General features: G+C 58.8%; 18 protein-coding genes and 1 other RNA gene. 10 read left to right on the top strand and 9 right to left on the bottom strand.

Annotated elements, in window-relative coordinates:
- Positions 1–68: 68 nt before the first annotated feature.
- Complete coding sequence (locus QSV77_RS08520; RefSeq protein ID WP_302733138.1) at positions 69–2,543, bottom strand: ATP-dependent helicase; 2,475 nt, start codon at positions 2,541–2,543, stop codon at positions 69–71.
- 102 nt (positions 2,544–2,645) lie between these two features.
- Positions 2,646–3,056 (bottom strand): carboxymuconolactone decarboxylase family protein, encoded by a 411-nt coding sequence (locus QSV77_RS08515; protein ID WP_302733137.1) that lies wholly within the window; start codon positions 3,054–3,056, stop codon positions 2,646–2,648.
- A gap of 225 nt (positions 3,057–3,281) precedes the next feature.
- Between QSV77_RS08515 and QSV77_RS08510 the strand changes: the two genes are divergently transcribed.
- Both QSV77_RS08510 and QSV77_RS08505 read left to right on the top strand, forming a co-directional pair.
- Entirely contained in the window at positions 3,282–4,448 is a 1,167-nt protein-coding gene (locus tag QSV77_RS08510) for an efflux RND transporter periplasmic adaptor subunit (protein WP_302733136.1), read from the top strand.
- Entirely contained in the window at positions 4,445–7,594 is a 3,150-nt protein-coding gene (locus QSV77_RS08505; RefSeq protein ID WP_302733135.1) for an efflux RND transporter permease subunit, read from the top strand. The genes QSV77_RS08510 and QSV77_RS08505 overlap by 4 nt, the downstream gene beginning before the upstream one ends.
- 191 nt (positions 7,595–7,785) lie before the next feature.
- On the opposite strand, the gene QSV77_RS08500 is transcribed toward QSV77_RS08505, so the two are convergent.
- Complete coding sequence (locus QSV77_RS08500; protein WP_302733134.1) at positions 7,786–8,688, bottom strand: hypothetical protein; 903 nt, start codon at positions 8,686–8,688, stop codon at positions 7,786–7,788.
- Positions 8,689–8,999: 311 nt separating this feature from the next.
- The gene (locus QSV77_RS08495) at positions 9,000–9,932 is read right to left on the bottom strand and encodes a hypothetical protein (protein ID WP_302733132.1); all 933 of its coding nucleotides are present in this window, start codon (positions 9,930–9,932) and stop codon (positions 9,000–9,002) included.
- A 263-nt stretch (positions 9,933–10,195) separates the two neighbouring features.
- Here QSV77_RS08495 and QSV77_RS08490 point away from each other — a divergent pair, with 263 nt between their 5' ends.
- A complete protein-coding gene (locus QSV77_RS08490) occupies positions 10,196–11,608 on the top strand; it encodes an FAD-binding oxidoreductase (RefSeq protein WP_302733130.1) in 1,413 nt (470 codons plus the stop codon).
- A 91-nt stretch (positions 11,609–11,699) separates the two neighbouring features.
- Positions 11,700–15,401, top strand: coding sequence for an AsmA-like C-terminal region-containing protein (locus QSV77_RS08485; protein ID WP_302733129.1), 3,702 nt, complete (start codon positions 11,700–11,702; stop codon positions 15,399–15,401).
- Positions 15,402–15,646: 245 nt separating this feature from the next.
- Here the strand turns inward: QSV77_RS08485 and QSV77_RS08480 are convergent, their stop codons facing one another.
- The 5 genes from QSV77_RS08480 to ssrA all read right to left on the bottom strand — a co-directional run bounded on the left by QSV77_RS08480 (position 15,647) and on the right by ssrA (position 17,867).
- Positions 15,647–15,976 (bottom strand): hypothetical protein, encoded by a 330-nt coding sequence (locus tag QSV77_RS08480; protein WP_302733128.1) that lies wholly within the window; start codon positions 15,974–15,976, stop codon positions 15,647–15,649.
- 213 nt (positions 15,977–16,189) lie between these two features.
- A complete protein-coding gene (locus tag QSV77_RS08475) occupies positions 16,190–16,399 on the bottom strand; it encodes a ribbon-helix-helix domain-containing protein (protein ID WP_142840239.1) in 210 nt (69 codons plus the stop codon).
- Between the two features lie 106 nt (positions 16,400–16,505).
- Positions 16,506–16,709, bottom strand: coding sequence for a DUF4169 family protein (locus QSV77_RS08470; protein WP_269703085.1), 204 nt, complete (start codon positions 16,707–16,709; stop codon positions 16,506–16,508).
- 42 nt (positions 16,710–16,751) lie between these two features.
- A complete protein-coding gene (locus tag QSV77_RS08465; protein WP_046798099.1) occupies positions 16,752–17,264 on the bottom strand; it encodes an SspB family protein in 513 nt (170 codons plus the stop codon).
- A gap of 229 nt (positions 17,265–17,493) precedes the next feature.
- Positions 17,494–17,867, bottom strand: a transfer-messenger RNA (tmRNA) gene (gene ssrA, locus QSV77_RS08460).
- Positions 17,868–18,009: 142 nt separating this feature from the next.
- Here ssrA and QSV77_RS08455 point away from each other — a divergent pair.
- From QSV77_RS08455 to QSV77_RS08430, 6 genes are all read left to right on the top strand, one after another.
- The gene (locus QSV77_RS08455) at positions 18,010–18,318 is read left to right on the top strand and encodes a DUF2853 family protein (RefSeq protein ID WP_035242256.1); all 309 of its coding nucleotides are present in this window, start codon (positions 18,010–18,012) and stop codon (positions 18,316–18,318) included.
- Between the two features lie 91 nt (positions 18,319–18,409).
- Positions 18,410–19,204 carry a thymidylate synthase gene (locus tag QSV77_RS08450; protein WP_142840236.1) on the top strand — a complete coding sequence of 265 codons (795 nt, stop codon included), beginning with the start codon at positions 18,410–18,412 and terminating at the stop codon, positions 19,202–19,204.
- The gene (locus tag QSV77_RS08445; protein ID WP_302733126.1) at positions 19,201–19,728 is read left to right on the top strand and encodes a dihydrofolate reductase; all 528 of its coding nucleotides are present in this window, start codon (positions 19,201–19,203) and stop codon (positions 19,726–19,728) included. The genes QSV77_RS08450 and QSV77_RS08445 overlap by 4 nt, the downstream gene beginning before the upstream one ends.
- 143 nt (positions 19,729–19,871) lie before the next feature.
- The gene (hflK, locus tag QSV77_RS08440; protein WP_142840234.1) at positions 19,872–20,993 is read left to right on the top strand and encodes an FtsH protease activity modulator HflK; all 1,122 of its coding nucleotides are present in this window, start codon (positions 19,872–19,874) and stop codon (positions 20,991–20,993) included.
- A gap of 1 nt (position 20,994) precedes the next feature.
- On the top strand, positions 20,995–21,921 hold the full coding sequence (gene hflC / locus QSV77_RS08435) for a protease modulator HflC (protein WP_142840233.1): 927 nt from the start codon (positions 20,995–20,997) through the stop codon (positions 21,919–21,921).
- 305 nt (positions 21,922–22,226) lie between these two features.
- Positions 22,227–23,771 carry a Do family serine endopeptidase gene (locus tag QSV77_RS08430; protein ID WP_302733125.1) on the top strand — a complete coding sequence of 515 codons (1,545 nt, stop codon included), beginning with the start codon at positions 22,227–22,229 and terminating at the stop codon, positions 23,769–23,771.
- Positions 23,772–23,791 lie beyond the last annotated feature (20 nt).

Here is a 23,791-nt window from a genome sequence, read left to right as displayed (position 1 = left end):
TTCTTTATTGCAACGATGTGACGCGGGCTATGGAAAAAGCTGTCTTGAACCTGTCTTAACCGTTCGAATCAAACCTTTTCCACAAATCCATCCAGCACGCGCTTTTGTCCTGCGCGGTCGAAATCGATGGTCAGCTTGTTGCCCTCGATGGCGGAGATGTTGCCGTTCCCGAATTTGAGGTGGAAGACGCGGTCGCCGACCACGAATTTCGACGGTGTGTCGGCAACGGATTTGGCCACCAGCTCGCCATCAATCGTGCGGGTCCGCGGGCCGCTTTCGCCATAACCAATCCGCTCGACCGCATGGCCGGAGCGTGTGCCCCAGTTGTCGCGGGTGGCATCTGATTTGTTGGCCTGTGCCCGTTTCCAGCCGGGAGTGGAATAATTATTGGCGAAGGGTTCCGCCTTGTCGAAGCGGGACTGGCCATAGCCGCCGCGCCCGCCATAACCGCCATAATTGCTGTCGGATGCCGCGACATCCACATGGGCGGGCGGCAATTCTTCCAGAAAACGTGAGGGCAGGGTGGATTGCCATAAGCCATGGATACGCCGGTTCGATACGAACCAGATATGGCAGAGCTTCTTGGCGCGGGTGATGCCGACATAAGCCAGACGGCGTTCTTCCTCGAGACCGGAGCGGCCGCCTTCGTCCAGCGCCCGCTGATGCGGGAACAGGCCTTCTTCCCAGCCGGGCAAGAAGACGGTGTCGAATTCCAGACCCTTGGCGGAATGCAGCGTCATGATGGATACGGCATCCAGCTCGGCATTCTGTTCCGCATCCATGACGAGTGCGACGTGTTCGAGAAATCCACGCATGCTTTCGAAGGATTCCATCGACCGGATGAGTTCCTTCAGGTTTTCCAGCCGCCCGGGTGCTTCCGCCGTCTTGTCGGCCTGCCACATGGCGGTGTAGCCGCTTTCGTCGAGGATCTGTTCGGCAAGCGTGGTGTGCTCGGTGTTTTCCAGGAGGCCCTGCCAGCGGCGGAAATCCTGCACCACGTCGAACAGCGCCTTGCGCGCCTTCGGTTTCAGCTCGTCGGTTTCGATAATGTCGGCCGCTGCCGCCAGCATCGGAATATCGCGGGCGCGGGCATAGTCATGCAGGTTGCGGATCGTCGTATCACCAAGACCGCGCTTGGGTGTATTGACGATGCGCTCGAAGGCGAGATCATCGGCCGGCTGGCAGACCAGCCGGAAATAGGCCATGGCATCGCGGATTTCGAGGCGCTCATAAAAACGCGGACCGCCGATGACGCGGTAATTGAGACCGAGCGTGACAAAACGGTCTTCGAATTCGCGCATCTGGAAGGAGGCGCGAACGAGAATGGCCATGTCGTTCAGCTTGTGGTTCTTGCGCTGGAGCTGCTCGATCTCCTCGCCGACGGCGCGGGCTTCCTCCTCGGAATCCCAGGCGGCATGCACCATGACCTTTTCGTCATCAGGGCTGCTGCGTTCGGTGAACAGGGTCTTGCCGAGACGCCCTTCATTATGGGCGATCAGATGGCCGGCCGTGCCGAGAATATGTTCGGTGGAGCGGTAGTTGCGTTCCAGCTTGATGACCTTGGCGCCGGGGAAATCCTTGTCGAAACGCAGGATGTTATCCACTTCGGCCCCACGCCAGCCATAGATTGACTGGTCGTCGTCACCAACACAGCAGACGTTCTGCGGCTCGCCCTTGGCGCGCTGTGCGAGAAGCCTCAGCCACATATATTGCGCCGTGTTGGTGTCCTGATATTCGTCCACCAGAATGTAACGGAACTTCTGGTGATACTCCTTCAGAATATCGGTGTGGCGGCGGAAGATACTGATCGGGTGCATCAGAAGATCGCCGAAGTCAGAGGCGTTCAGCGTCTTCAGCCGGTTCTGGTAGGCGGTGTAAAGCTCGCGTCCCTTGCCATTGGCGAAGGCGCGGCTGTCGCCTTCCGGAATATCCGGCGGCGTCAGGCCCTTGTTCTTCCAGCCGTCGATCATGCCGGCGAATTGTTTGGCGGGCCAGCGCTTGTCATCAAGACCTTCGGCCTGGATGAGCTGCTTGATCAGCCGCACAACATCGTCCGTATCGAGAATGGTGAAATCCGATTTCAGGCCGACAAGTTCCGCATGGCGGCGCAGAAGCTTGACGCCGATGGAGTGGAAGGTGCCGAGCCAGGGCATGCCCTCGACAGCGCCGCCGACCAGAACGCCGATACGTTCCTTCATCTCGCGGGCAGCCTTGTTGGTGAAGGTCACGGCAAGGATCTGGCTCGGATAGGCACGGCCGGTTGCCAGAATATGGGCGATGCGGGTCGTCAGAACGCGCGTCTTGCCGGTGCCAGCGCCTGCGAGCACGAGAACGGGTCCGTCAAGCGTCTCCACCGCATCGCGCTGTTCGGGGTTGAGGCCGGACAGATAATCGGGCGCGGCACGTGTCTGGTCGCGCGCCGCCATGGCGCGGGCGGCAATGCCAAGCCCGCCGCCGTTTTCCGAAGGGGCATTGTTCGTCGCCCTGCGCGGTGCGGCGGGTTCTTCATCGAAGAACGGCATATCGTCAAAACTGTTGCTCATGCGGCCCAATGTAGTGATTCGGGATATAAAGGCCAGAACCGTGTTCTGCTTTTATTCCGGTATCATCGGTCAAAACGCCTATTCCAAGGCATTTTCTTCGTCTCAAGCCCGCCTGTCGGCATCGAAAGCCGCGTCAACGGGCACTTGCAGCGCCACGGCAAGCTGGTTGGTCTTGGCTGCAAGCGCGATGATGCGCAACACATCGGCATGTTGTTCGCTGGTCATGCCCTTGGCTTTTGCGGCGGCCGTGTGGGAATGGGCGCAATAGGAGCAGCCATTGGTGACGGAAACGGCGATATAAAGCATTTCCTTGACCACGGGATCGAGCGCCGAAGGCGTCGCCATAACCGCCTTGACCTCGGCCCATGTCTTTTCCAGGAGATCAGGATCAAAGGCGAGGTAGAGCCACATATTATTGATGAAATCCGATTTGCGGGTGGTGCGGATATCATCGAACACGGCTTTGACGCGTGGGTCGGCTTCGGGATTTTCGGCTTTCGTCACGGTGCTCATGGCTTCCTCCGCAAATGGTTTTCGGCTTTTAGAGTAACCGATCGGCGGAGATTTGCGACAGAAACGGTTGCGCCATGCGTCCGACGAAAATTCATCACAAATTACAATTACGTAAGGAACGGTTTTGTGCGTTGCTTTCGTCAAGGCAAGCGGGAATACTTTGCACGTTCCAACAGGGTTCGGTTTGGAACTCCATTTTACTGCGCGGATCAACCGGAGAAATACATGCGGGTCTGGAAACAGGTGGGTGTCAGTGTTGCCGTGGTGGGAGCGGGGCTCTGTCTCTGGGGCTTTTATTCGCCCGATGCCCGCAATGTTCTCGCTGCCATCGGGCTTGGCAAAACGCCGGCCGGTGCGATCGAGGTTGCCGCATCCGGCGCCGGAGCCTCCGGCACGCCAGCGGGCCAGAATGCCGGCGGCGCGCGCGGCAACAGCAACGCGACCCTGGTGGTCATGGCTCCCGTCAAGAAAGGTACGGTCAATGACCGGCTGAACGCCATTGGCAATGGTGAGGCGATCCAGTCGGTCGTCGTCATGCCGCAGGCCTCCGGCACCGTTTCGGAAATTCGCACCTCCTCCGGTGCTCGCGTCGTGAAGGGGCAGGTGCTCGCGCGGCTCGATGATGAGGAGCAGGTGATCGAGCGCGACAAGGCGCAGGTCACACTGCGCAGCGCGGTTGAAAAATCCAATTCCTACAAGAACCTGAAATCCGTGTCCCGGCTTGACGTGCTGGATGCGCAGATTGCCGAAGAGGCTGCCAAGCTTGCGCTGAGCACCGCCGAACTCAATCTCAAGCGCCGCGACATCGTCGCGCCCATCGAAGGTGTGGCCGGTATCGTCGCTGCCAATATCGGCGACAACGTCACCACGCAATCGACCATCGTCAGCATCGATGATCGTTCTGAAATTCTCGTCAATTTCTGGGCTCCGGAGCGCTTCGCAACCGCGATCAAGGTCGGCATGCCGGTGGAGGCGACGTCGATTTCCCGCCCCGGCGAGGCCTTCAAGGGTGAGATCGAGGCCGTCGACAACCGTGTTGACGAGGCAAGCCGGACGATCCGCATCCGGGCGAAGTTCGGCAATGAGAAGGATGAACTGAGGGCCGGCATGTCCTTCGGTGTGACCATGCGTTTTGCCGGGGAGACCTATGCTTCGGTCGATCCGCTGGCCGTGCAGTGGGATGCGGAAGGCTCCTATGTCTGGCGCGTTGCCGACAACAAGTCGAACAAGGTGCGGGTGCAGATCGTGCAGCGCAACCCCGATGCCGTTCTGGTCAAGGCCGAGTTGGCGGAGGGCGAGCCTGTCGTGATCGAGGGTCTGCAGCGTGTGAGAGAAGGCGGCGCGGTCCGCGTCAACAATCAGCCGAAGCCTGAAGAGGTTGCCAGCCAATGACGACGCAGCCACCCTCCGGGCAGGATTCCAAGCTCGCCTTTACTGCCCTGTTCGTGCGCCGGCCCATTCTGGCGGCGGTTCTCAACACGCTGCTGGTCGTCGCCGGCCTTGCCGCGCTGGTTGGCGTCGAAGTGCGCGAATTGCCCGATGTCGACCGGCCGACGATCAGCGTCAGGACCACCTATGAAGGTGCCGCGCCGGAAACCATCGACCAGGAAGTGACGCAGACCATTGAAGGTGCTGTTGCCCGTGTCAGTGGCGTCAAGTCCATCTCGTCCAATTCGCAATTCGGCACCAGCCGCGTGACGCTGGAATTCGGCGACAATGTCGATCTCGCCGTTGCCGCCAATGATGTGCGCGATGCCATCGGCCGCGTCACCAATCAGCTGCCTGACGATGCCGACGAACCGCAGATCATCAAGGCGGATTCCGACAGCCAGCCGATCATGCGCCTTGCCGTCACCTCGACCACACTCAGCATGGAAGACCTGACCAAGCTGGTGGATGACGAGATCATCGACCGTCTGGCCGCCGTTGATGGCGTGGCGGATGTGGAGCTTTACGGCGACCAGGAAAAGGTTTTTCGCGTCGATCTCAATCAGGCGGCACTCGCCAGCCGTGGTCTGACGGTGACGGATGTCTCGAACGCGCTTGCCAGTGCTGCGCTTGACGTGCCGGCGGGGTCGCTGAAAAGCACGACGCAGGACATCGTCGTGCGCGCTACGGCCAGCCTGACGAAGCCCGAAGACTTCTCCAATCTTTTGATCAAGAACAATATTCGCCTCAGGGACGTGGCAACCGTCATGCTCGGGGCGGATGATGAATCCACCTCGCTGCGCTCCAATGGCGTGCAGGGTGTCGGTCTCGGTGTCATCCGCCAGGCGCAGTCGAACACGCTCAGTATTTCCACGGGCGTGAAGGCCGCTGTTGATACCATGTCGGCCAACCTGCCGGAAGGCACGCGTATCGTCGTGACCAGCGATGACGCCGTCTTCATCGAAGGCGCGCTGCACGAGGTTGAACTGGCACTCGGCCTTTCCGCGCTTATCGTCGTCGTGGTGCTTTACCTGTTCCTGCGCGACTGGCGCGCCACTCTAATTCCGGCGATCACCATGCCGGTGGCGCTGATCGGCACCATTGTCGCCATCTATATGGTTGGCTTTTCCATCAATATTCTGACGCTGCTTGCCATCGTTCTCGCGACCGGCCTGGTTGTCGATGACGCCATCGTCGTGCTGGAAAACATCGTGCGCCGCCGTACGGAAGGCATGGGGCCGCGGGCCGCTGCCGTTCTCGGCACGCAGGAAGTCTTCTTCGCGGTCATCGCAACGACGGCGACGCTTGCCGCCGTGTTCATTCCGCTCTCCTTCCTGCCCGGCCAGCTTGGTGGCCTGTTCCGTGAATTCGGCTTCGTGCTGGCCTTCGCGGTGGGCCTGTCCTCGATCGTTGCCTTGACGCTCTGCCCGATGCTCGCCTCGCGCATGCTGAAAGAGGGGCTGAAGGAACCGACGGGGCCGCTCGCCTGGTTCGGCAATGTCTTTGCCTCCACCTATAAGTCAACGCTTTCCGCCTGCCTCAACAATCCGCTGATCGTCATCGTCGTGGCGCTGATCTTCTCCGGCCTGTCGTGGATCGCCTTCGGCATGATCCAGAATGAGCTGACGCCGCGTGAAGACCGCGCCTCGCTCATGATGCGGGTGACAGCGCCGCAGGGCGTCAGCCTCGAATATACCCGTGACCAGCTGCAGCGGATCGAGGAAAACCTGCAGCCGCTGCGCGACAGTGGCGAAATCCGCAATATCTACTCCATCACCGGCATGAACGGTTCGTCCAATACCGGCTTCATGGTGCTGACGCTCGCCCCCTGGGCCGATCGTGAGCGTACGCAGAACCAGATCGCTGCCGACGTCACCTCCGCTGCCAACAGTGTGCCCGCGCTGCGCGGCAATGCGATGCAGCCGAACAGCCTCAGAATTCGCGGCGCCGGCAGTGGGTTGCAGATGGCGATGGTCGGCAGCAATTATCCGGCGCTGACGGCGGCGACACAGAAGTTGCTGCTTTCCATGGAAGAAAGCGGCCTGTTCGACACGCCGCGCTTCGACAACGAGCCCAATCAGGCGCAGATCTCCGTCTCCATCGACCGCGAACGCGCGTCGGATCTCGGTATCGATATCACCGGCCTGTCGCGTGCCATGCAGTCGCTGCTGGAGGGACGCTCGATCGTTGATGTCTTCGTGGATGGCGATGCGATCCCCGTACGGCTCCTGTCTTCGACCCGGCCGATCAATGATCCGACCGATCTGGAAAACGTCTTCCTGAAAACGGGCGATGGCAAGATCGTGCCGATGTCGGTTATTGCCACGCTCAAGGAAAATGCGGTCGCGCCGCAGCTGAACCGCGAGCAGCAGCTTCCCTCCGTTGGCTTTACCGCCAACCTCAAGGATGGCGTTTCGCTTGGTGAGGCCCTTCAAAAGGTGAATGAGCTTTCGCAATCGGTAATGCCGCCCGGCGCCCGCCTGCTGCCGCTCGGCGAAGCGGCGACGCTTGAAGAAAACTCGAGCGGCATGTTGCTGACCTTCGGTTTCGCCATCGCCATCATCTTCCTCGTGCTCGCCGCGCAGTTCGAAAGCGTTCTGAGTTCGGTCATCATCATGACGACGGTGCCGCTCGGCCTTGCCTGCGCAGTCATCGCCCTGCTGGTCACCGGGTCCAGCCTCAACGTCTATAGTCAGATCGGTCTTGTGCTGCTTGTCGGCGTCATGGCCAAGAACGGCATCCTCATCGTCGAATTCGCCAATCACCTGCGCGATCAGGGCGCCACCGTGCGCGAAGCCATCGAAAAGGCCACCAGCATCCGTCTGCGCCCCGTGATGATGACGATGATCGCCACCATTCTCGGCGGCGTGCCGCTGGTGCTGGCGCAGGGGGCAGGTGCGGAAGCTCGCATCGCGCTCGGCTGGGTCATCGTCGGCGGTCTCGGTTTTGCGACGCTGGTGACGCTATACATCACGCCGGTCTCCTATCTGCTGATTGCCCGCTTCGCCAAGCCGCAGGCGGATGAGGAAATCCGCCTCCACCGCGAACTGGAACTTGCAGCCCGTCGCAAGGCGCTGGAGGAAGACAAGCCGCTGCTTGCTGCCGAGTAGGAAGGCGATGGGCAAGCCGGTTGCGAGCTTCGCCATACTTGAGCGGAAGCCTGTTTTCTCAGGCCACCGACAGAAAGTCGGTTGCGGAAAGGTTTGAAACGTAAATGCCGATCAGAGAAAGGTTGTGCGACGGAGTGAGCGAGTTTTCAGAATATCGCGTGATATGCTAACTAAGCAGACCTGCCAGCTGATTAACCTCCGTTCGGGCGATAAATCTGGACACCTTTGTAAGACAGTTCAAAGGCTCCGACGCTGACTCTGCCGTTCGCGTCCGTTTCAATCAGGTTCCCTATTCTGTCATAGCTATTGAACAGGCTGGAAATCGTCCGGTCGAGTTGGTCTTTGGCGCGTTTTTTCCAGTAGTTACTGGTGTCTTCGAGCATTTTACGAGTTGCTCGCTGTTTATCTGTCAGAGTTTCCGAATCTACCTTCTGAATTTCAGTTTTGTGCGTGCTGTTGTAAAAATCGATTGCATTCTGAAGCGTTTGTATGCTTCCGGGAACGCCCATGGCTGCATAGGCCGGGTTGTCTACGCCTGCCACATAGGCGTCGAAATCGCGGCCGTGATATGCCCAACTCTCCCTCTGTTCGCGCTGCGAAGCGTTGTAGTATGCTTTACTTAGCTCAGCTTGATATGCCTCCGGTGTCAGTTCATACACACTCTCTTTGGTCATGCCTTCTGGAACGAAATTGCGAATAATATCTTGAGGCCGTACGCCTAGGATGTGGATAGCCTTATTGAACCGCAATTCCTCTCCCCATATGTCGCGTCTGCTGGAGGCCGGGGAAACATCAAGGCTGGTGGTTCGGATAATTTCTTCCTTCCAATCTGTTTCGCCCTCTGCGCCTGATTTGTCCTTTGCGTTTTCAACATCCGCGCTGCGTTTCTCTGGCATGCTTTCGATTTTGCCTGTCCTGTCGTAGGTGAGGTCGCCGGTTTCATTGTCCAGGTCGGACGCAAGCAGCACGGTAAGAGGATCGACGCCTTTCATGGCGTGTGAGGGGGAGCTTGCCTGGTCTCCGGGGGAAATGTTTTCGGTCAGCGGCCGAAAAGAATTCGATGCGGTGAAGGGCTGACTTGTAATTGTAGTCATCTTGAAACCCTGATGTTTGAACGCGGACATGCTTTTTCAGGATCCGCATTCCGGTTGTAATTCATATGCATTTATGAGTATCGATGAATAAATTCACGTATAAGGTGTATATGGGGCGGAGCTTGCTCGGGGCTGGCAATACGCCGAGCAACGAAGCCGCGGCGGTAGCAGTTCGTTCTTGCCGTTCGGGCGGCTGATCGGCTGGACAAAGCGTTAACCTTATCCCATACCACCTGACGGAATTTCGTAACGGATCTGCTCCGTTACGGGGCGGATGTTGCGGTGGAGCGCTTCGCTCGTTCGGAGACTATTCAATTATTGTTCGGACGATAAATCTGAACACCTTTGTACGATAGTTCGAAGCTTCCGACGCTCACGCGGCCAGCGGCATCCGTTTCAATCAGATTTCCTGTTCTGTCGTAGCTCCTGAACAGGCTGGAAATCGTCTGATCGAGTTGATCCTTGGCGCGTTTTTTCCAGTAATTATTGCTTTCCTCGAGCATTTTAAGTGTTGCCCGCTGTTTCTCCGTCAAGGTTTCCGGATCCACTTGTTGGGTTTTAGCTTTGTGCGTGCTGTTATAGAAATCGATTGCATTCTGAAGTGTCTCTATGCTTCCGGGAACGCCCATGGCGGCATATGCCGGGCTGTCAAAACCGGACCAATAGGCATCAAAATCGATGCCGTGTAACGCCCAACTTTCCCTCTGTTCGCGCTCTGAAGCATTGTGGCTCGCGTTACTTAGCGCAGTTTGATATGCCTCTGGCGTCAGCTCATAAACACTCTCCTTTGTCATGCCCTCTGGAACGAAATTGCGGACAATATCCTCAGGCCGCACGCCCGGGGCGTGCATAGCCTTGTCAAAGCGCAACCTTTCTCCCCACAAATTCATTCTGCTGGAGGCTGGGGAAAGGTCGAGGCTGGTGGTCCGGATGAGTTCTGCTGCCCAGTCATGTTCCCCCTCGGCGCCTAAGTTGCTTTTCACGTTATCAGCGTCAGCGATGATTTTCGTCGACATGGTGTCGATCCTGCCTGTCCTGTCGTAGGTGAGGTCGCCGGTTTCATTGTCCGGGTCGGACGCAAGCAGCACGGTCAGAGGATCGACGCCTTTCATGGCGTGTGAGGGGGAGCTTGCCTGGTCTCCGGGGGAAATGTTTTCGGTCAGCGGCCGAAAAGAATTCGATGCGGTGAAGGGCTGACTTGTAATTGTAGTCATCTTGAAACCCTGATGTTTGAACGCGGACATGCTTTTCCAGGATCCGCATTCCGGTTGTAATTCATATGCATTTATGAGTATCGATGAATAAATTCACGTATAAGGTGTATATGGGGCGGAGCTTGCTCGGGGCTGGCAATACGCCGAGCAACGAAGCCGCGGCGGTAGCAGTTCGTTCTTGCCGTTCGGGCGGCTGATCGGCTGGACAAAGCGTTAACCTTATCCCATACCACCTGACGGAATTCGTAACGGATCTGCTCCGTTACGGGCGGATGTTGCGGTGGAGACAGACGATGGCGCTGAAAGATGTGGTGGCGGGAAAGCGGAACGAAGAAGGTATTGCCTCAGTGCTCGCGATGCTGAAGCAGCAACTGGGCGAAAGGCTCCAGACCGGGCAGGCGTTTCGCGAACAGCACGGCCACACCACCACCTATCTGACCCTGCAGGCGCCTGACGGCGTTGTCTTTGCCGAAAACGCTGATGACGTGAAGGCCGTGGTGAAGGCTTGTGCACAGTACAAGGTGCCGGTCATTCCGTTCGGAACGGGGTCTTCGCTCGAAGGGCAGGTAAATGCGCCCAATGGTGGAATCTGCATCGATTTCAGCCGGATGAATCGCATCATTGAGGTGAATGCCGAAGATCTTGACGTGACGGTGGAGCCGGGCGTGACGCGCGAGGACCTGAATGTCTACCTGCGCGATACCGGCCTGTTTTTCCCGATCGATCCGGGCGCCAATGCCTCGATCGGCGGCATGGCCTCGACGCGGGCGTCAGGCACCAATGCCGTGCGCTACGGCACGATGAAGGACAACGTGCTGGCCGTCACCGCCATCGTCGCCAATGGCGAGGAAATCCGCACGGCACGCCGCGCCCGCAAGTCGTCTGCGGGTTACGATCTGACACGGCTTTTTGTGGGGGCGGAGGGGACGCTCGGCGTCATCACCTCGGTCACGCTGCGGCTGCAGGGCATACCGGAAAAGATCGCCGGCGGGGTCTGCACCTTCGATAGTATCAAGGCGGCCTGTGATGCCGTCATCATGACGATCCAGATGGGCGTTCCGGTTGCCCGCATCGAACTGCTTGATGAGGTGCAGGTGCGCGCCTGCAACGCCTATTCCGGCCTGAACTACGCGGAAAAGCCGACGCTGTTCGTGGAGTTTCACGGCACGGAAGAAACGGCGGCGCTGCAATCGCAGCAATTTGCCGAGATCGCGGCCGAATGCAGCAGCGTCGATTTCCGCTGGACGGGCGATGCTGCCGAGCGCAACAAGCTGTGGAAGGCGCGGCATGACGCCTATTGGGCGTCGCGGGCGCTTGCGCCCCATCTCGATGGGCTTTCCACCGATGTCTGCGTGCCGATTTCAAGGCTGGCAGATTGCGTAGTGGAAACGCAGCGGGATATTGCTGAAAACGGCTTTCTGGCGCCAATCGTCGGCCATGCGGGCGACGGGAACTTTCATGTCCTTATTCTGTTCGATGGCAAGGATGCCGAAAGTGTCGCGAAAACCGAAGCTTTCGTCGCCCGCCTCAACCGCCGGGCGATTGCCATGGACGGCACCTGCACCGGCGAGCACGGCATCGGCCAGGGCAAGATGAGTTTTCTGGCCGAAGAGGCTGGGAATGCACTGGATGTGATGCGTGCCATCAAAACGTCGCTCGATCCGGATAATATTTTCAATCCGGGCAAGCTGTTCCGGCTTGTCTGATCATTCTCACAATTGATTGGTACAAAAGGCTGCTTGCCGTTAAGGCAGAAAAGAATAGGTTTGCAGCGTTCGCGAAGGGAGATGCAGGTCAGTGCTCGGGCGTATTCTGGTTTTTCTGGGCGGACTGCTGGCCTTGGTGCTGTTTTCGGCGCTGCTCATTCCCTATTTCGTCGACTGGACGGATTTCCGTCGCGACTTTGAAGACCAGGCAAGCCGCATTCTGGGCAAGAAGGTGGTGGTGCACGGCCGGGTCGAGGCCCGTATCCTGCCTTTCCCTTCGGTAACCCTGCATGATGTGCGCGCCGGAACGGATGCGGATGGGTCGCCGCTCATCCAGGTTGCCCGTTTCTCCATGGATGCCGAGCTTGCACCTTTCCTTTCCGGCGAGGCGCGTATCTTTGACATGCGCATCGAGGAGCCCAAAGCCAAGATCAGGCTTTTGAAGGACGGCACGCTGGACTGGATGCGTGGCAGCCGGGCGGAAATTCCCGCCCGCACCGTGGTTCTGGAAAGCGTGCAGATCGAAGGCGGGCAAATCGAATTCATCGATGAACAATCCGGCCGCAACCGTGTCGTGACCGGCCTTAACGCCGACATGTCTGCCAATTCGCTGGCCGGGCCGTGGAAAGCGGAGGGGCGTGCTGCCGTTGACGGGCATCCGGGTTCCTTCTCCCTCTCCAGCAGCGAGCCCGATTATGCCGCCGGCCGCATGGGGCTCAGGGTGCGGGTGGTGCCGGATGAACATCCGGTCGAGGTCGATCTTGATGGCGCGATTGCCGCAACGGCGGGCAAGCCTGCCTATAGCGGCTCTTTCGCTTTCAGCTTCCGGGAAGACGAAAAGCAGAAACAGGCCGGACAATCGCTGTTTTCTTCGCCGCGTACACGCGGCAGTTTCGAGCTGACCAATGAAAGCGTGCGCATATCGAGCTACCGCATGGAGCTTGGTGGCAGCGAAAACCCCTATGTCGTGACCGGCGAGGCGACGCTGGATACCGGTGCGAAACCGGAATTCCTGCTGACGGCGGATGGCCAGCAGATCGATGTCGCCCGCTTTGCGCCACCCGTCGTGCAGACGGGCAAGACCTCGCGCCAGCCCACCGTCTCCGTGCGCCAGCGCATTGAGGCCTTGGCGGCGATGGTGGCGCGTATTCCGGTGCCGCAGGTGCCGGGCAAGGCCAGCATCAGCCTTCCGGCGCTGGTTTCCGACGATACGACCATCCGTGACATCAGGCTGGATGTGCGCCCGGAAGGCAGCGGCTGGCAGGTGGTGAATGCGGTTGCGACACTGCCGGGCAGGACGCAGCTGGAAGCCAAGGGATCGCTGACATTGCTTGGCGGCCCGGCCTTCAACGGCAATCTGCTTCTCGCCTCCAACCAGCCTTCGGGGCTTGCCAACTGGCTCTCCGGCTCGGTCGATCCGGCGATCCGGCAGCTGAATGCGGCCGGTTTTTCCGCCGATGTCTCGCTGACGACGCTCAACCAGCGTTTCAACAATCTCGAGCTTGCCATTGGCGACGCTTCGCTGAAGGGTGAGCTGGAGCGGCGCTCCGATGGCAAGACGTCCAATCTCTCCATCGATCTGGCCGGCAATGAAATCGATCTCGATGCGCTGAAGGCGCTCGGCAGTCTGGCGCTGGGCGATCAGGTTGGAAGCTCGGTTCTCGATCATCGCATCGACGCCAAGTTCAAGGCCGACCGGTTCAACATGGCCGGCGTAACCGCAAATCATGTCGAAACCGCCTTCACCATGGCCGGCGGTGTTCTGACGCTTGAAAAGATGACGGCTGGCGATATTGCCGGCGCTGAGGTCAAGGCCACGGGGCAGCTGCAGGGTTCGTTGCTGAAATATGCGGGCAAGGGCACGGTAAACCTGCATGCTCCGGATATGCAGCCGTTCTTCACCATGCTGCAGCAGAAATTGCCCAACCACCCCTTCCTCAGCCGTCTGGCCGCCAGCGCGCCGTGGTACGCCAATTCCGACCTTGCCGTCGATGTTTCGGTGAACAGTGAAAATGGCGGGGCCAATGTGGCCGTATCAGGTACCGTCAATGGCAGCCGCCTGTCGGCCGTTGCCAAGATGCCGGATTTCCTGTCGATCACCGATGATACGGCGATGTCGCTGGAAGCGGTGTTGAAAAACCAGTCGACGGCGATCCTGTTCGGGCAGGCGGGGCTTGATCCGCTGCCGTTCGACGCGGATGGTGAGGGGCTTCTTTCCGTCAAGCTCAATGGCACGCTTGGCTCGCCGGTCCAGACCGATATCCGCTTCTCAACGGAGCGTACGCATTTTTCGATGAGCGGCTCCTTTGCCGTTGCTGCCACCAATTTCGGTGAGGGCAGCGCGGATGTGGCGCTCGAAAGTGCTGATATCGAGCCATATCTCATCATGAACGCGGTGGGGTTGCCGCAACTCGGCGGCGGCATGGCTGTTAAAGCCAATGCGAAAGTGGCGGTCGATGCGCAGAAGATCGCTTTTTCCTCCGTTGGCGGGCAAGTGGGCGGCAATCCGTTCTCCGGCAATCTCGCGGTTCAGCGCGCCGCGCCTTATCCTGTCAGCGGTGATCTGTCGGTCAGGACCGCCGATCTCGCCTGGCTGGGCGATGCGATCTACGGGCCGGTGATCGATCCGGAAAGTGGTGCGCTCAACGCCAAGCCGCTGGCCATGGCCGCGTTCCCCCAGCTCAAGGCCTCGGTGTCGCTGAAAGCGGAGAATTTCGAAGCGGGTCCGTTTGGCACGATCACGGGTCTGGCGGCCAAGGTCACGCATGATTCGGGCAGTCTTTCGCTCGATGATGTCACGGGCGGCTTCATGGGCGGCAAACTGACGGGCCGGCTTGCCATGTCCACGGGTGAAGGGGCGGGGATTTTCCGCACCAAGATCGCGGTGACCGACGCCAATCCGGAGCCTATCCTGTGGGCGAACGCCAATGGCCCGGTGGCGACCGGCCGGGTTGCCATCGACCTGACGGCCGAATCGACGGGCAAGAGTGTCGGTGAAATTCTGAAATCGGCGGGTGGTTCAGGTGAAATCCGTGCTGGCGGCTTGGTGTTGAAGGGGCTCAACCCTGGCGCCCTGCCGCCGATCCTGCAGGCGGCGGATGGTTTGCAGCAGCCGATCGATGCGCCCAAAGTTCGGCCGCTGGTGGACCAGAACCTGTGGCAGGGCGAAATCGGGCTTGGCGATGTGGCCCTGCCGTTCTCGCTGAATGGCGGCGCGCTTCATTTCCAGAATCTGCGCGCCGGGATCGATCCGGTGACGCTTGCTGGCGACGCGACGGTGGATATTGCCGCATCGACCGTGAATGGCGATCTCGATCTTCTCCTCAATCCCGGCACCGAAGCGGTTGCCGGAGCCGAACCGTCTCTGCGCCTCAACTATAATGGCCCGCTGGCGGCGCCGGCTTTGACGATCGATGTTTCGACGCTCAGCAATTATCTCTCGCTCAGGGCTTTCGAAAAGGAGCGCCGTCGGGTGGAGGCCATGCAGGCCAGCGTTCTTGAAAAGCAGCGGCTGCGCCGCGAGGTGGCGCTTTACCGCTCCCAGGCGGCCGAGCGGCAGGCTGAAAAGGAACGGGTGGAGGCGGAAGCCAAAGCAAAGGCGGAAGAGGAGGCCCGGCTGAAGGCTGCGGCCGAGGAGCGTCTTCGCCAGGAAAAAGAACAGCAGGAGCGGTTGCAGCAACAGCAACAGCAGCAACCCGTGCCGGAGCGGCAATCGGCGCCGATTCTGGTCGTGCCGCCGACGGAAAATGCAATCCGGGACCTGGCGCCGGAAAATGCTCCGGTCAATCCATAGCTTGTTTGAAATCTGAGGGTGGATCGCCTTCAGATTTGCAGGATGTCTAGGCTGGTACCCAAAAACGGGGCCATTCCCTTCCCGGGCATGCATGGCCATCGTCGCACCCGGTCGCGCACCCTCGGGTCAAGTCAGAGGAGGGGTGTCTGGCAACGGCTCATGGCATTGCCTCAGAACAATTGTTGGTGCGGTGGTCTGGATAGCTGTGTTTTTTGGCGGCGTTTCCAGAGTTGCCGGGCAGCCGGTTAAATCCAGCTCTCGCGTTCGCCGAAAGGCGTGTCGGCATCGAAGTTTTTCGTGCCAATCCTGCTGCTCTCTCCCGAGAGGCTGGGTTTATCTGTACTGCTGCCCGACGCTGCCGATTTCTCGGCGCTGTTTTCGAGAGCTTCAAGCTGAGCCTTGAGCGAGGCGATGGCGCTCTTCAGTTCTTCCTGGGCTTTCGCTTCGGTCGTCTGGGCCAGCTCCGACTGCTTTTCGGCAATCTTCGATTTCAGCTCGGAAACGCTTGAAGAAGAGGTGGATGAAGAGGAAAGGACGGAAACAGCGGCGCTTGTTCCCGAAATGGCAGAAACCATGGGTCGCCTCGTGGCGGATGTGGGGATTGGAAAAACTATGAAACAAAGACTGAAAACAAGGCTACGCAATACGGGAATGCCTTGCAGCGCAGATTAGGCCGCGAATGTTTAATGAATGCTTTCGCGACGTTACGAGTTTTCTGGCCGGAATGTTTGTAGTCTGTGGGCTGGAAGATCAGGGCCGTTGACCATGTCGTCGGCTGGAGGGAAAGATTACCGGGTCTTCAGCCAGTTCAGCACATAAACGCGCAAAGACGAGGACAGATTGCTGTCGGCGGGCCGGTTGTCATCTATTTCCGCGAGCAGGGCGGCGAAGCTGATCTTGCGCCTTTCGGCAATCGTCTTCAGCTCTTCCCAGAAGGCATCTTCAAGTGAAATGCTGGTGCGGTGGCCGTGTAATGTGGCTGAGTGCTTGCGGATCATCAGATCGGCCTCCGGCTGGAAATCTGAATCATGTTTCGCCGGCAAGCCTCTGTTTCGCGATTGGTTTCCGATTTTGCGGGGGAGTTGGCTGCGGCAGGTCCGATCGTCAGTCCCTGTCGGTCCCGCCATCATCCTTTTCGAGTCGTCCCTGATCGAGTGCCTTTTCAGCTTTCTCATTAAGGGCCGATGTCAGGTTTTTTTCGGTCTTGCTGCGGCCGAAGGACAGGCGGTTCTGTTCCGCCTGTTTTTCCTTTTCGCTGCGGGCTTTCTGCTTCCGAAACTGACGCAGATTGACGATATCGGCGGCCATGCGGATATGTCTCCTTGGGTTTCGGGTGGCGGTAGAACGACCTTATTGCTTCTTGCGGAAGGCATCCAGCGAAACGACGGAGCCTTCCTTCTTTTCCTCGCCGGCCTTGGGGGCCTCGGAGGTGGAAGCGGGCTTTGCCTCGTTGGAAACGGGATAGGCGGTGATTTCGGCCTCTTCCATCTCTTCTTCATCGGCCAGAGGCACGTCGAACTCAAGCTCGAAGTTGACGGAAGGATCGTAGAAACCGCGAATGGCGTTGTAAGGGATAACCAGCTTTTCCGGCGTATCGGAGAAGGACAGGCCGATTTCGAAGCCGGTTTCCGTTACCTTCATATCCCAGAACTGGTGCTGGATAACGATGGTCATCTGCTCGGCATATTTCGACTTGAGGTGCTGGGAAATCCGCACGCCCGGCGCGCCGGTCAGGAATGTGATGAAGAAATGATGGTCGCCGGGCAGGCGGCCGGTGGCGGCCACTTCACCCAAAACCTTACGAATAACGCCGCGAAGGGCATCCTGTGCGAGAATGTCGTAACGGATATGATCCTGCCCCATGCGGTCCTGTCTTTCCCTTATTCGAACGTCTTTTAATGCGCTGCGCGCCTTGCGCGCCAAGGACGCTGTAACACTTTGAATCTTTGCGCAATCCTGAACCGGAGATCGAACTCGATCCAGACGGCTGCGCATTGCCCAAGTATACGCAATGTCCCGAACGGCAGCAACGGAAAAGCCGATGCCGTTCGCAAGTCAGCTATCATATAACCAATTCAGGCAAAATGGAGAAGGTGGAGGTTTCTGTTGCCAGGTACCTCCGAACCCCGCCTTACGGGGCTAACCGTAAGGACTTAGAGCGGAATTCCCGCACCGCCATTAGGCAGCGAGAGCATATTCCTTAGCGTTGTTGTCGTTTGCAACTACACTTGTGACCCGATAACGGCGGTATCATGCCGAGCAAAAGTTCGATCTTTACGCCCTTGTCGATCCTATTTCGCCCCCATCAAAAGCCGGCCTTCCCTTTAAAGAAGTCCGCCGGCTTTTGGTGGAGGCGCCGGGTACCGCCCCCGGGTCCAATAGGTTTATTACACCGACCGTTTATCGCCATAGCCGGGTTGCCCCGGCAAAGCTCATATAGGCGTTTCGCCCGGCGGAGAAAAGGGGGGCTGTGACAATTCCATGAAAAGGTTTCGTGTTTGACGTTGACGATTTAGACAATTCTTGACGACGAGAGATTGCTGTCACATTCTCCATGCAACCGGTCACCAGAAGCAACGTGGCGCCGGGGACACACGAAGGAGTTGATATGACCGACTATCTCGCAGATGTGAAGAAATACGATGCGGCAGCCGACGAAGCCATCGTTGGCAAAATCGTCAAGCATCTCGGCATTGCGTTGCGCAACCGGGATTCATCGCTGGTGTCCGCTTCCGATCCGGAAGAGCTTGCGCGCGTCAAGGCAAGCTGGTGCGGCAAGAAGCTCGGCGTGACAGACGACAGCGCCGACAAGGCGATCGACGCCACTGCGAAAGCCATGGCTGCTGACCGCTCCAAGTCGCGCGTGACCTTCTATTATCTGGTGGCCAAGGAACTGGGCAAACTCCAGTCGCTTTGATTTGAGCCGGGGATAGCCCGCATTAGGTGATTGGTTCTGCCGCCCTGTGCTATTATATTCTCCTGATATCAGGGAATCGGCGGCAGAACGCATGAAACAATATCTCGATCTTCTCCGGCATGTGATGGATACCGGCTCCGACCGCGGAGACCGCACCGGCACCGGCACGCGCTCGGTCTTTGGTTACCAGATGCGTTTCGACCTTTCGCAGGGCTTTCCGGTCCTCACCACCAAGAAGCTGCATCTGCGCTCGATCATCCATGAATTGCTGTGGTTCCTGAAGGGCGACACCAATATCGCCTATCTCAAGGACAATGGTGTTTCCATCTGGGATGAGTGGGCCGATGAAAACGGTGATCTCGGCCCGGTCTATGGCGCGCAGTGGCGCTCGTGGCCGGCACCGGATGGTCGTCATATCGACCAGATCGCGCTTTTGATCGAGGCGCTGAAAACCAACCCCAATTCCCGCCGCCACATCGTTTCGGCCTGGAACCCGGCGCTGGTGGACGAAATGGCGCTGCCGCCCTGCCATTGCCTGTTCCAGTTCTATGTTTCGGATGGCAAATTGTCCTGCCAGCTTTATCAGCGCTCGGCTGATATCTTCCTTGGCGTGCCATTCAACATCGCCTCTTATGCGCTGCTAACGCTGATGGTGGCGCAGGTGACCGGTCTGAAACCGGGTGATTTTGTCCATACGCTTGGCGACGCGCATATCTATGCCAATCATTTCGAACAGGCGCGGCTGCAGATGACGCGAACCCCGAAGGCCTTGCCGACAATGCGCCTTAACCCTGATGTGAAGGACCTTTTCGGCTTTAAGTTCGAAGACTTTACGCTGGAGAATTACGAGGCCGATTCAAGCATCAAGGCACCGATCGCAGTATGAGCGAGCCACGCGTCACCATCATCGTTGCCGTCTCGGAAAACGGCGTTATCGGCCGCGACCTCGATATGCCGTGGAAGCTTTCCACTGATCTCAAGCGCTTCAAGGCGATGACGATGGGCAAGCCGCTCATCATGGGCCGCAAGACGTTTCTGTCTGTCGGTGAGCGCCCCTTGCCGGGCCGGCCGCATATCATCGTCAGCCGCAATGCCGATTACAGGCCGGCGGGCGTGGATGTGGTCTCGTCGCTGGACGAGGCTTTGAAGCTTGCCAAAGACAAGGCTGCGGAACTGGGTGTCGATGAGGTTTTCGTGGCCGGCGGCGGCGAGATTTATCGCCAGGCCATGCCATTTGCCGATCAACTTTCCGTCACCCATGTGGCGGTAAAGCTGGATGGCGACACTTTTTTTCCGGATATCGATCCTGAGGTCTTCGAAAAAACCGACGAGAATGCCGTTCCCGCAGGGGAAAGGGACAATTATCCGGTTCTGTTCACCACTTATTTGCGAAGAGCCGCGTCAAAGTGAACTATTTACCCTGATTGGGTATTTAGTTACCACCTCTGCGTTGAAACGGACGCTTCTCCTTCCTATAACGGGTCGATATTCCCGCCGCACGCGAGCAATCGCTTTCGAACGGAACCGGGAGAGGCTTTTATAAAGAGGTATTGATGCCCTGGAGCAATCAGAATGGCGGCGGCGGCCCTTGGGGCGGCGGCGGTGGAGGAAACAACCAGGGCGGCGGTGGCGGCCCGTGGGGGCAGGGGCCTAACCGGCCTCGCGGCGGCGGTGGCGGCAACAATGGCGGCCCACCTGATCTGGAAGAGATCATCCGGCGCAGCCAGGACCGTTTCAAGAATGTCCTGCCGGGTGGCTTTAACGGCGGCGCGGTTGCGATCCTCGTTCTTGTCATCCTCGTTTTCCTCGGCATCCAGTCCATCTATACCGTCCAGCCGGACGAGCGTGGCGTTGAGCTGCGTTTCGGACGTCCCAAGGATGAAATCTCGATGCCGGGCCTGCATTTCCATCTGTGGCCGATCGAGACGGTTGAAATCGTCAAGGTCACCGAGCAGCAGCAGAATATCGGTTCGCGCGCCTCGTCTTCGTCGTCGAGCGGCGTGATGCTGACCGGCGACCAGAACATCGTCAACGTTCAGTTCTCGGTGCTCTATACCGTTTCGGATCCGAAATCCTATCTCTTCAATGTCGACAGCCCGGCGGAAACCCTGCAACAGGTTTCCGAAAGCGCCATGCGCGAAGTGGTTGGCCGTCGTCCGGCGCAGGATATTTTCCGCGATAACCGTCAGGCGATTGCCGGCGACGTCCGCACCATCATCCAGTCCACCATGGACGGTTATGGCGCCGGCATTTCCATCAATGCGGTCGCCATCGAAGATGCGGCACCGCCGCGCGAAGTGGCCGATGCCTTTGATGAAGTGCAGCGCGCCGAGCAGGATGAAGACCGTTTCGTTCAGGAAGCCAACCAGTATGCCAACCAGAAACTGGGTGCGGCACGCGGTCAGGCAGCACAGATCGTTGAAGAAGCGAACGCTTACAAGTCGCGTGTCGTCAACGAGGCTGAGGGTGAGGCGCAGCGCTTCATCTCCATCTACGACCAGTATCGCACGGCACCTGATGTGACCCGTCAGCGCATGTTCCTTGAAACCATGGAACAGGTCCTGAAGGGCTCCAACAAGGTCATCATCGACGAAAAGCAGGGCGTGGTGCCTTATCTGCCTCTGAATGAGATCATGCGCGGCAATACGGGCGCAGCACAGCAGGGAGGCAACTGATATGGGTAACCGTCTTACGGCCATTCTCGTCGGTCTCGCCGCCGTGCTTTTCCTCGGCTATTCATCGATCTTCGTCGTCAACGAGCGCCAGCAGGCCATCGTCGTGCGTTTCGGTCAGATCCAGGATGTGAAAACCGCGCCGGGCCTCTATTTCAAGCTGCCCTTCGCCTTCATGGATGCCGACCGGGTGCAATATGTCGAGAACCGGGCGCTGCGCTTCGATCACGACAATATCCGTGTTCAGGTTTCGGGCGGCAAGTTCTATGAAGTAGACGCCTTCGTCGTCTATCGCATTACGGACGCACGCCGTTTCCGACAGACGGTCTCGGGTGACCAGATGTCGGCCGAATCGCGTCTTCGCACCCGTCTCGACGCATCTTTGCGCCGGGTCTACGGTCTTCGCGGCTTTGAATCGGCGCTTTCGGATGCACGCGCATCGATGATGCAGGAAGTGCGTGATGATCTGCGTCCTGACGCGGAATCGCTCGGCATCAGCATCGTGGATGTCCGCATCCGCCGTACCGATCTGACGCAGGAAGTGTCGCAGCAGACCTTCGAGCGCATGAAGTCGGAACGTTTGGCTGAAGCTGAACTCATCCGCGCCCGCGGTAATGAAGAAGCCCAGCGTCGCCGCGCTATCGCCGACCGTCAGGTCGTCGAGTTCGAGTCCGATGCGCGTCGTCAGTCTGAAGTGCTGCGCGGTGAAGGCGATGCCAATCGTAACCGCATATTTGGCGAGGCTTTCCAGCGCGATCCGAACTTCTTCGAGTTCTATCGCTCGATGGCCGCCTATGCCAATTCGATGACCGGTACCGGCACGACGCTGGTCCTGTCGCCGGATTCGACCTTCTTCCGTTATTTCAACAACATCAACGGCGCGCCGTCTGCGGCTCCTGCCGCACCCGCGGCGCCCGCGCCGGCGAACTGATATCGGATCAAGAGAGTTTGAAAGGGCCGGTTTTACCGGCCCTTTCTTTTTGACAGCCCCCGCACGACGTCGTCCTCAGGCACGACCCGAGGGATGGCCGAGGAGAGGGCTTGGCGGCCGCTGTTGGTAATCTGAGGACTGGTTTTGGCCGGCCCTTTCTTTTCACTCCCGTTTCGTGCCAATGCTGTGGGCAGGGGCAAGGCATCATCCGCCTGTTCACGAAAAGGTATTTTTACACTTCATCATTCCGCCTTATGCTTTGTCGATATATGCAAGGCGAGACTATCTGAAACGCGAGGACGCTTATGGCCGTGACCCTTCTTTCGCCTTTTCGCAACAGCATTGCCGCAGTCGCGGGCATCGCGCTTGTGGCGGGCAGCCTTTCGGCGCCGGTTGCGGCAAGGGCGCAGAGCCATGGGCCGGAGTCTGTTGCCGATCTTGCCGAGCCGCTGCTGGATGCGGTGGTGAATATTTCGACGTCGCAGAACGTCAAGACCGAGGGCAAGGGTCCTGTTCCGCCAAAGTTGCCGGAGGGGTCGCCCTTCCAGGAATTCTTCAAGGATTATTTCGACAGCCAGAAGCCGGAGGGCGGTGAAAAGGTCAACTCGCTGGGTTCCGGCTTCGTGATCGATCCCGCCGGCTATGTCGTCACCAACAATCACGTCATCGAGGGTGCTGATGCCATCGAGGTGATTTTCCCGAACGGCTCGAAGCTGAAGGCAACGCTTGTTGGCACCGATACCAAGACCGACCTTTCGGTCTTGAAGGTAGAGCCAAAAACGCCGCTGAAGGCCGTCAAGTTCGGCGATTCGCGCAGCATGCGCATCGGCGACTGGGTAATGGCCATCGGCAACCCCTTCGGCCTTGGCGGTTCGCTGACTGTCGGTGTCATTTCCGCGCGCGGCCGCAACATCAATGCGGGCCCCTATGACAATTTCATCCAGACGGATGCGGCGATCAACAAGGGCAATTCGGGTGGTCCGCTCTTCAACATGAGGGGTGAGGTAATCGGCATCAATACCGCGATCATTTCGCCGAGTGGTGGTTCGATCGGTATCGGTTTTGCCGTTCCGACGGAGCTTGCGCAGAATATCGTGCAGCAGCTGATCGAATTCGGCGAGACCCGTCGCGGCTGGCTCGGCGTTCGTGTTCAGCCGGTCACCGACGATGTGGCCGCAAGCCTCGGCATGGAAAGCGCCAAGGGTGCGCTTATCTCCGGTGTGGCCAAAGGCGGCCCGGTGGAGAACGGCCCGATCCAGGCCGGCGATGTCGTGCTGAAATTCGACGGCAAGGACATTCATGAAATGCGTGATCTCTTGCGAATCGTGGCGGAAAGCCCGGTTGGCAAGGAAGTCGATGTGGTGATCCTGCGCGACGGCAAGGAGGAGACCGTCAAGGTCAAGCTCGGCCAATTGCAGGATACGACCGACGAAAAGGCCGCGACCGAAGACCCGCAAGCCGAAGACGGCGATGGCGGCGTGGTCGCCCCTGATGATGATGGCGGCACCGACGATCAGGCGCAGGACCAGACGCCGGAAGTGCGTGAAGCGCCGCAGAGCGTGCTTGGCATGAACCTGGTCGTTCTCAGCAATGAGTTGCGCACGGAAAAGGGCATTGCCGAAAGCGTTGAAGGTGTGCTGGTCGCAAGCGTCGATACGGGTTCGCCGGCCGAACAGAAGGGCATGAAACCGGGCGATATCATCGTCGAAGTCGGTCAGGATTTCATGGAAGTTCCCGGCGACGTGCTGGTTCGCATCAACGGCCTGAAATCCGAAGGCCGCAAGAATGCGCATATGATGGTTGCCGATGCACAGGGCAATCTGCGCGTGGTGGCGCTGCCGCTGGAGTAAGGCGCTTTCCATCCGGTTCG

It is taken from the genome of Agrobacterium sp. V1 (assembly GCF_030518355.1).
Taxonomy (GTDB): domain Bacteria; phylum Pseudomonadota; class Alphaproteobacteria; order Rhizobiales; family Rhizobiaceae; genus Agrobacterium; species Agrobacterium cucumeris.
The sequence above is the reverse complement of the archived record's forward strand: the minus strand, read 5'-3'. Positions and strand labels throughout refer to the sequence as shown.

Bases quoted from the DNA above. Each gene is read 5' to 3' on its own strand.
- QSV77_RS08520 (WP_302733138.1), bottom strand. From the start codon at position 2,543: ATGAGCAACAGTTTTGACGATATGCCGTTCTTCGATGAAGAACCCGCC.
- QSV77_RS08515 (WP_302733137.1), bottom strand. From the start codon at position 3,056: ATGAGCACCGTGACGAAAGCCGAAAATCCCGAAGCCGACCCACGCGTC.
- QSV77_RS08510 (WP_302733136.1), top strand. From the start codon at position 3,282: ATGCGGGTCTGGAAACAGGTGGGTGTCAGTGTTGCCGTGGTGGGAGCG.
- QSV77_RS08505 (WP_302733135.1), top strand. From the start codon at position 4,445: ATGACGACGCAGCCACCCTCCGGGCAGGATTCCAAGCTCGCCTTTACT.
- QSV77_RS08500 (WP_302733134.1), bottom strand. From the start codon at position 8,688: ATGACTACAATTACAAGTCAGCCCTTCACCGCATCGAATTCTTTTCGG.
- QSV77_RS08495 (WP_302733132.1), bottom strand. From the start codon at position 9,932: ATGTCCGCGTTCAAACATCAGGGTTTCAAGATGACTACAATTACAAGT.
- QSV77_RS08490 (WP_302733130.1), top strand. From the start codon at position 10,196: ATGGCGCTGAAAGATGTGGTGGCGGGAAAGCGGAACGAAGAAGGTATT.
- QSV77_RS08480 (WP_302733128.1), bottom strand. From the start codon at position 15,976: ATGGTTTCTGCCATTTCGGGAACAAGCGCCGCTGTTTCCGTCCTTTCC.
- QSV77_RS08475 (WP_142840239.1), bottom strand. From the start codon at position 16,399: ATGATCCGCAAGCACTCAGCCACATTACACGGCCACCGCACCAGCATT.
- QSV77_RS08470 (WP_269703085.1), bottom strand. From the start codon at position 16,709: ATGGCCGCCGATATCGTCAATCTGCGTCAGTTTCGGAAGCAGAAAGCC.
- QSV77_RS08465 (WP_046798099.1), bottom strand. From the start codon at position 17,264: ATGGGGCAGGATCATATCCGTTACGACATTCTCGCACAGGATGCCCTT.
- QSV77_RS08455 (WP_035242256.1), top strand. From the start codon at position 18,010: ATGACCGACTATCTCGCAGATGTGAAGAAATACGATGCGGCAGCCGAC.
- QSV77_RS08450 (WP_142840236.1), top strand. From the start codon at position 18,410: ATGAAACAATATCTCGATCTTCTCCGGCATGTGATGGATACCGGCTCC.
- QSV77_RS08445 (WP_302733126.1), top strand. From the start codon at position 19,201: ATGAGCGAGCCACGCGTCACCATCATCGTTGCCGTCTCGGAAAACGGC.
- hflK (WP_142840234.1), top strand. From the start codon at position 19,872: ATGCCCTGGAGCAATCAGAATGGCGGCGGCGGCCCTTGGGGCGGCGGC.
- hflC (WP_142840233.1), top strand. From the start codon at position 20,995: ATGGGTAACCGTCTTACGGCCATTCTCGTCGGTCTCGCCGCCGTGCTT.
- QSV77_RS08430 (WP_302733125.1), top strand. From the start codon at position 22,227: ATGGCCGTGACCCTTCTTTCGCCTTTTCGCAACAGCATTGCCGCAGTC.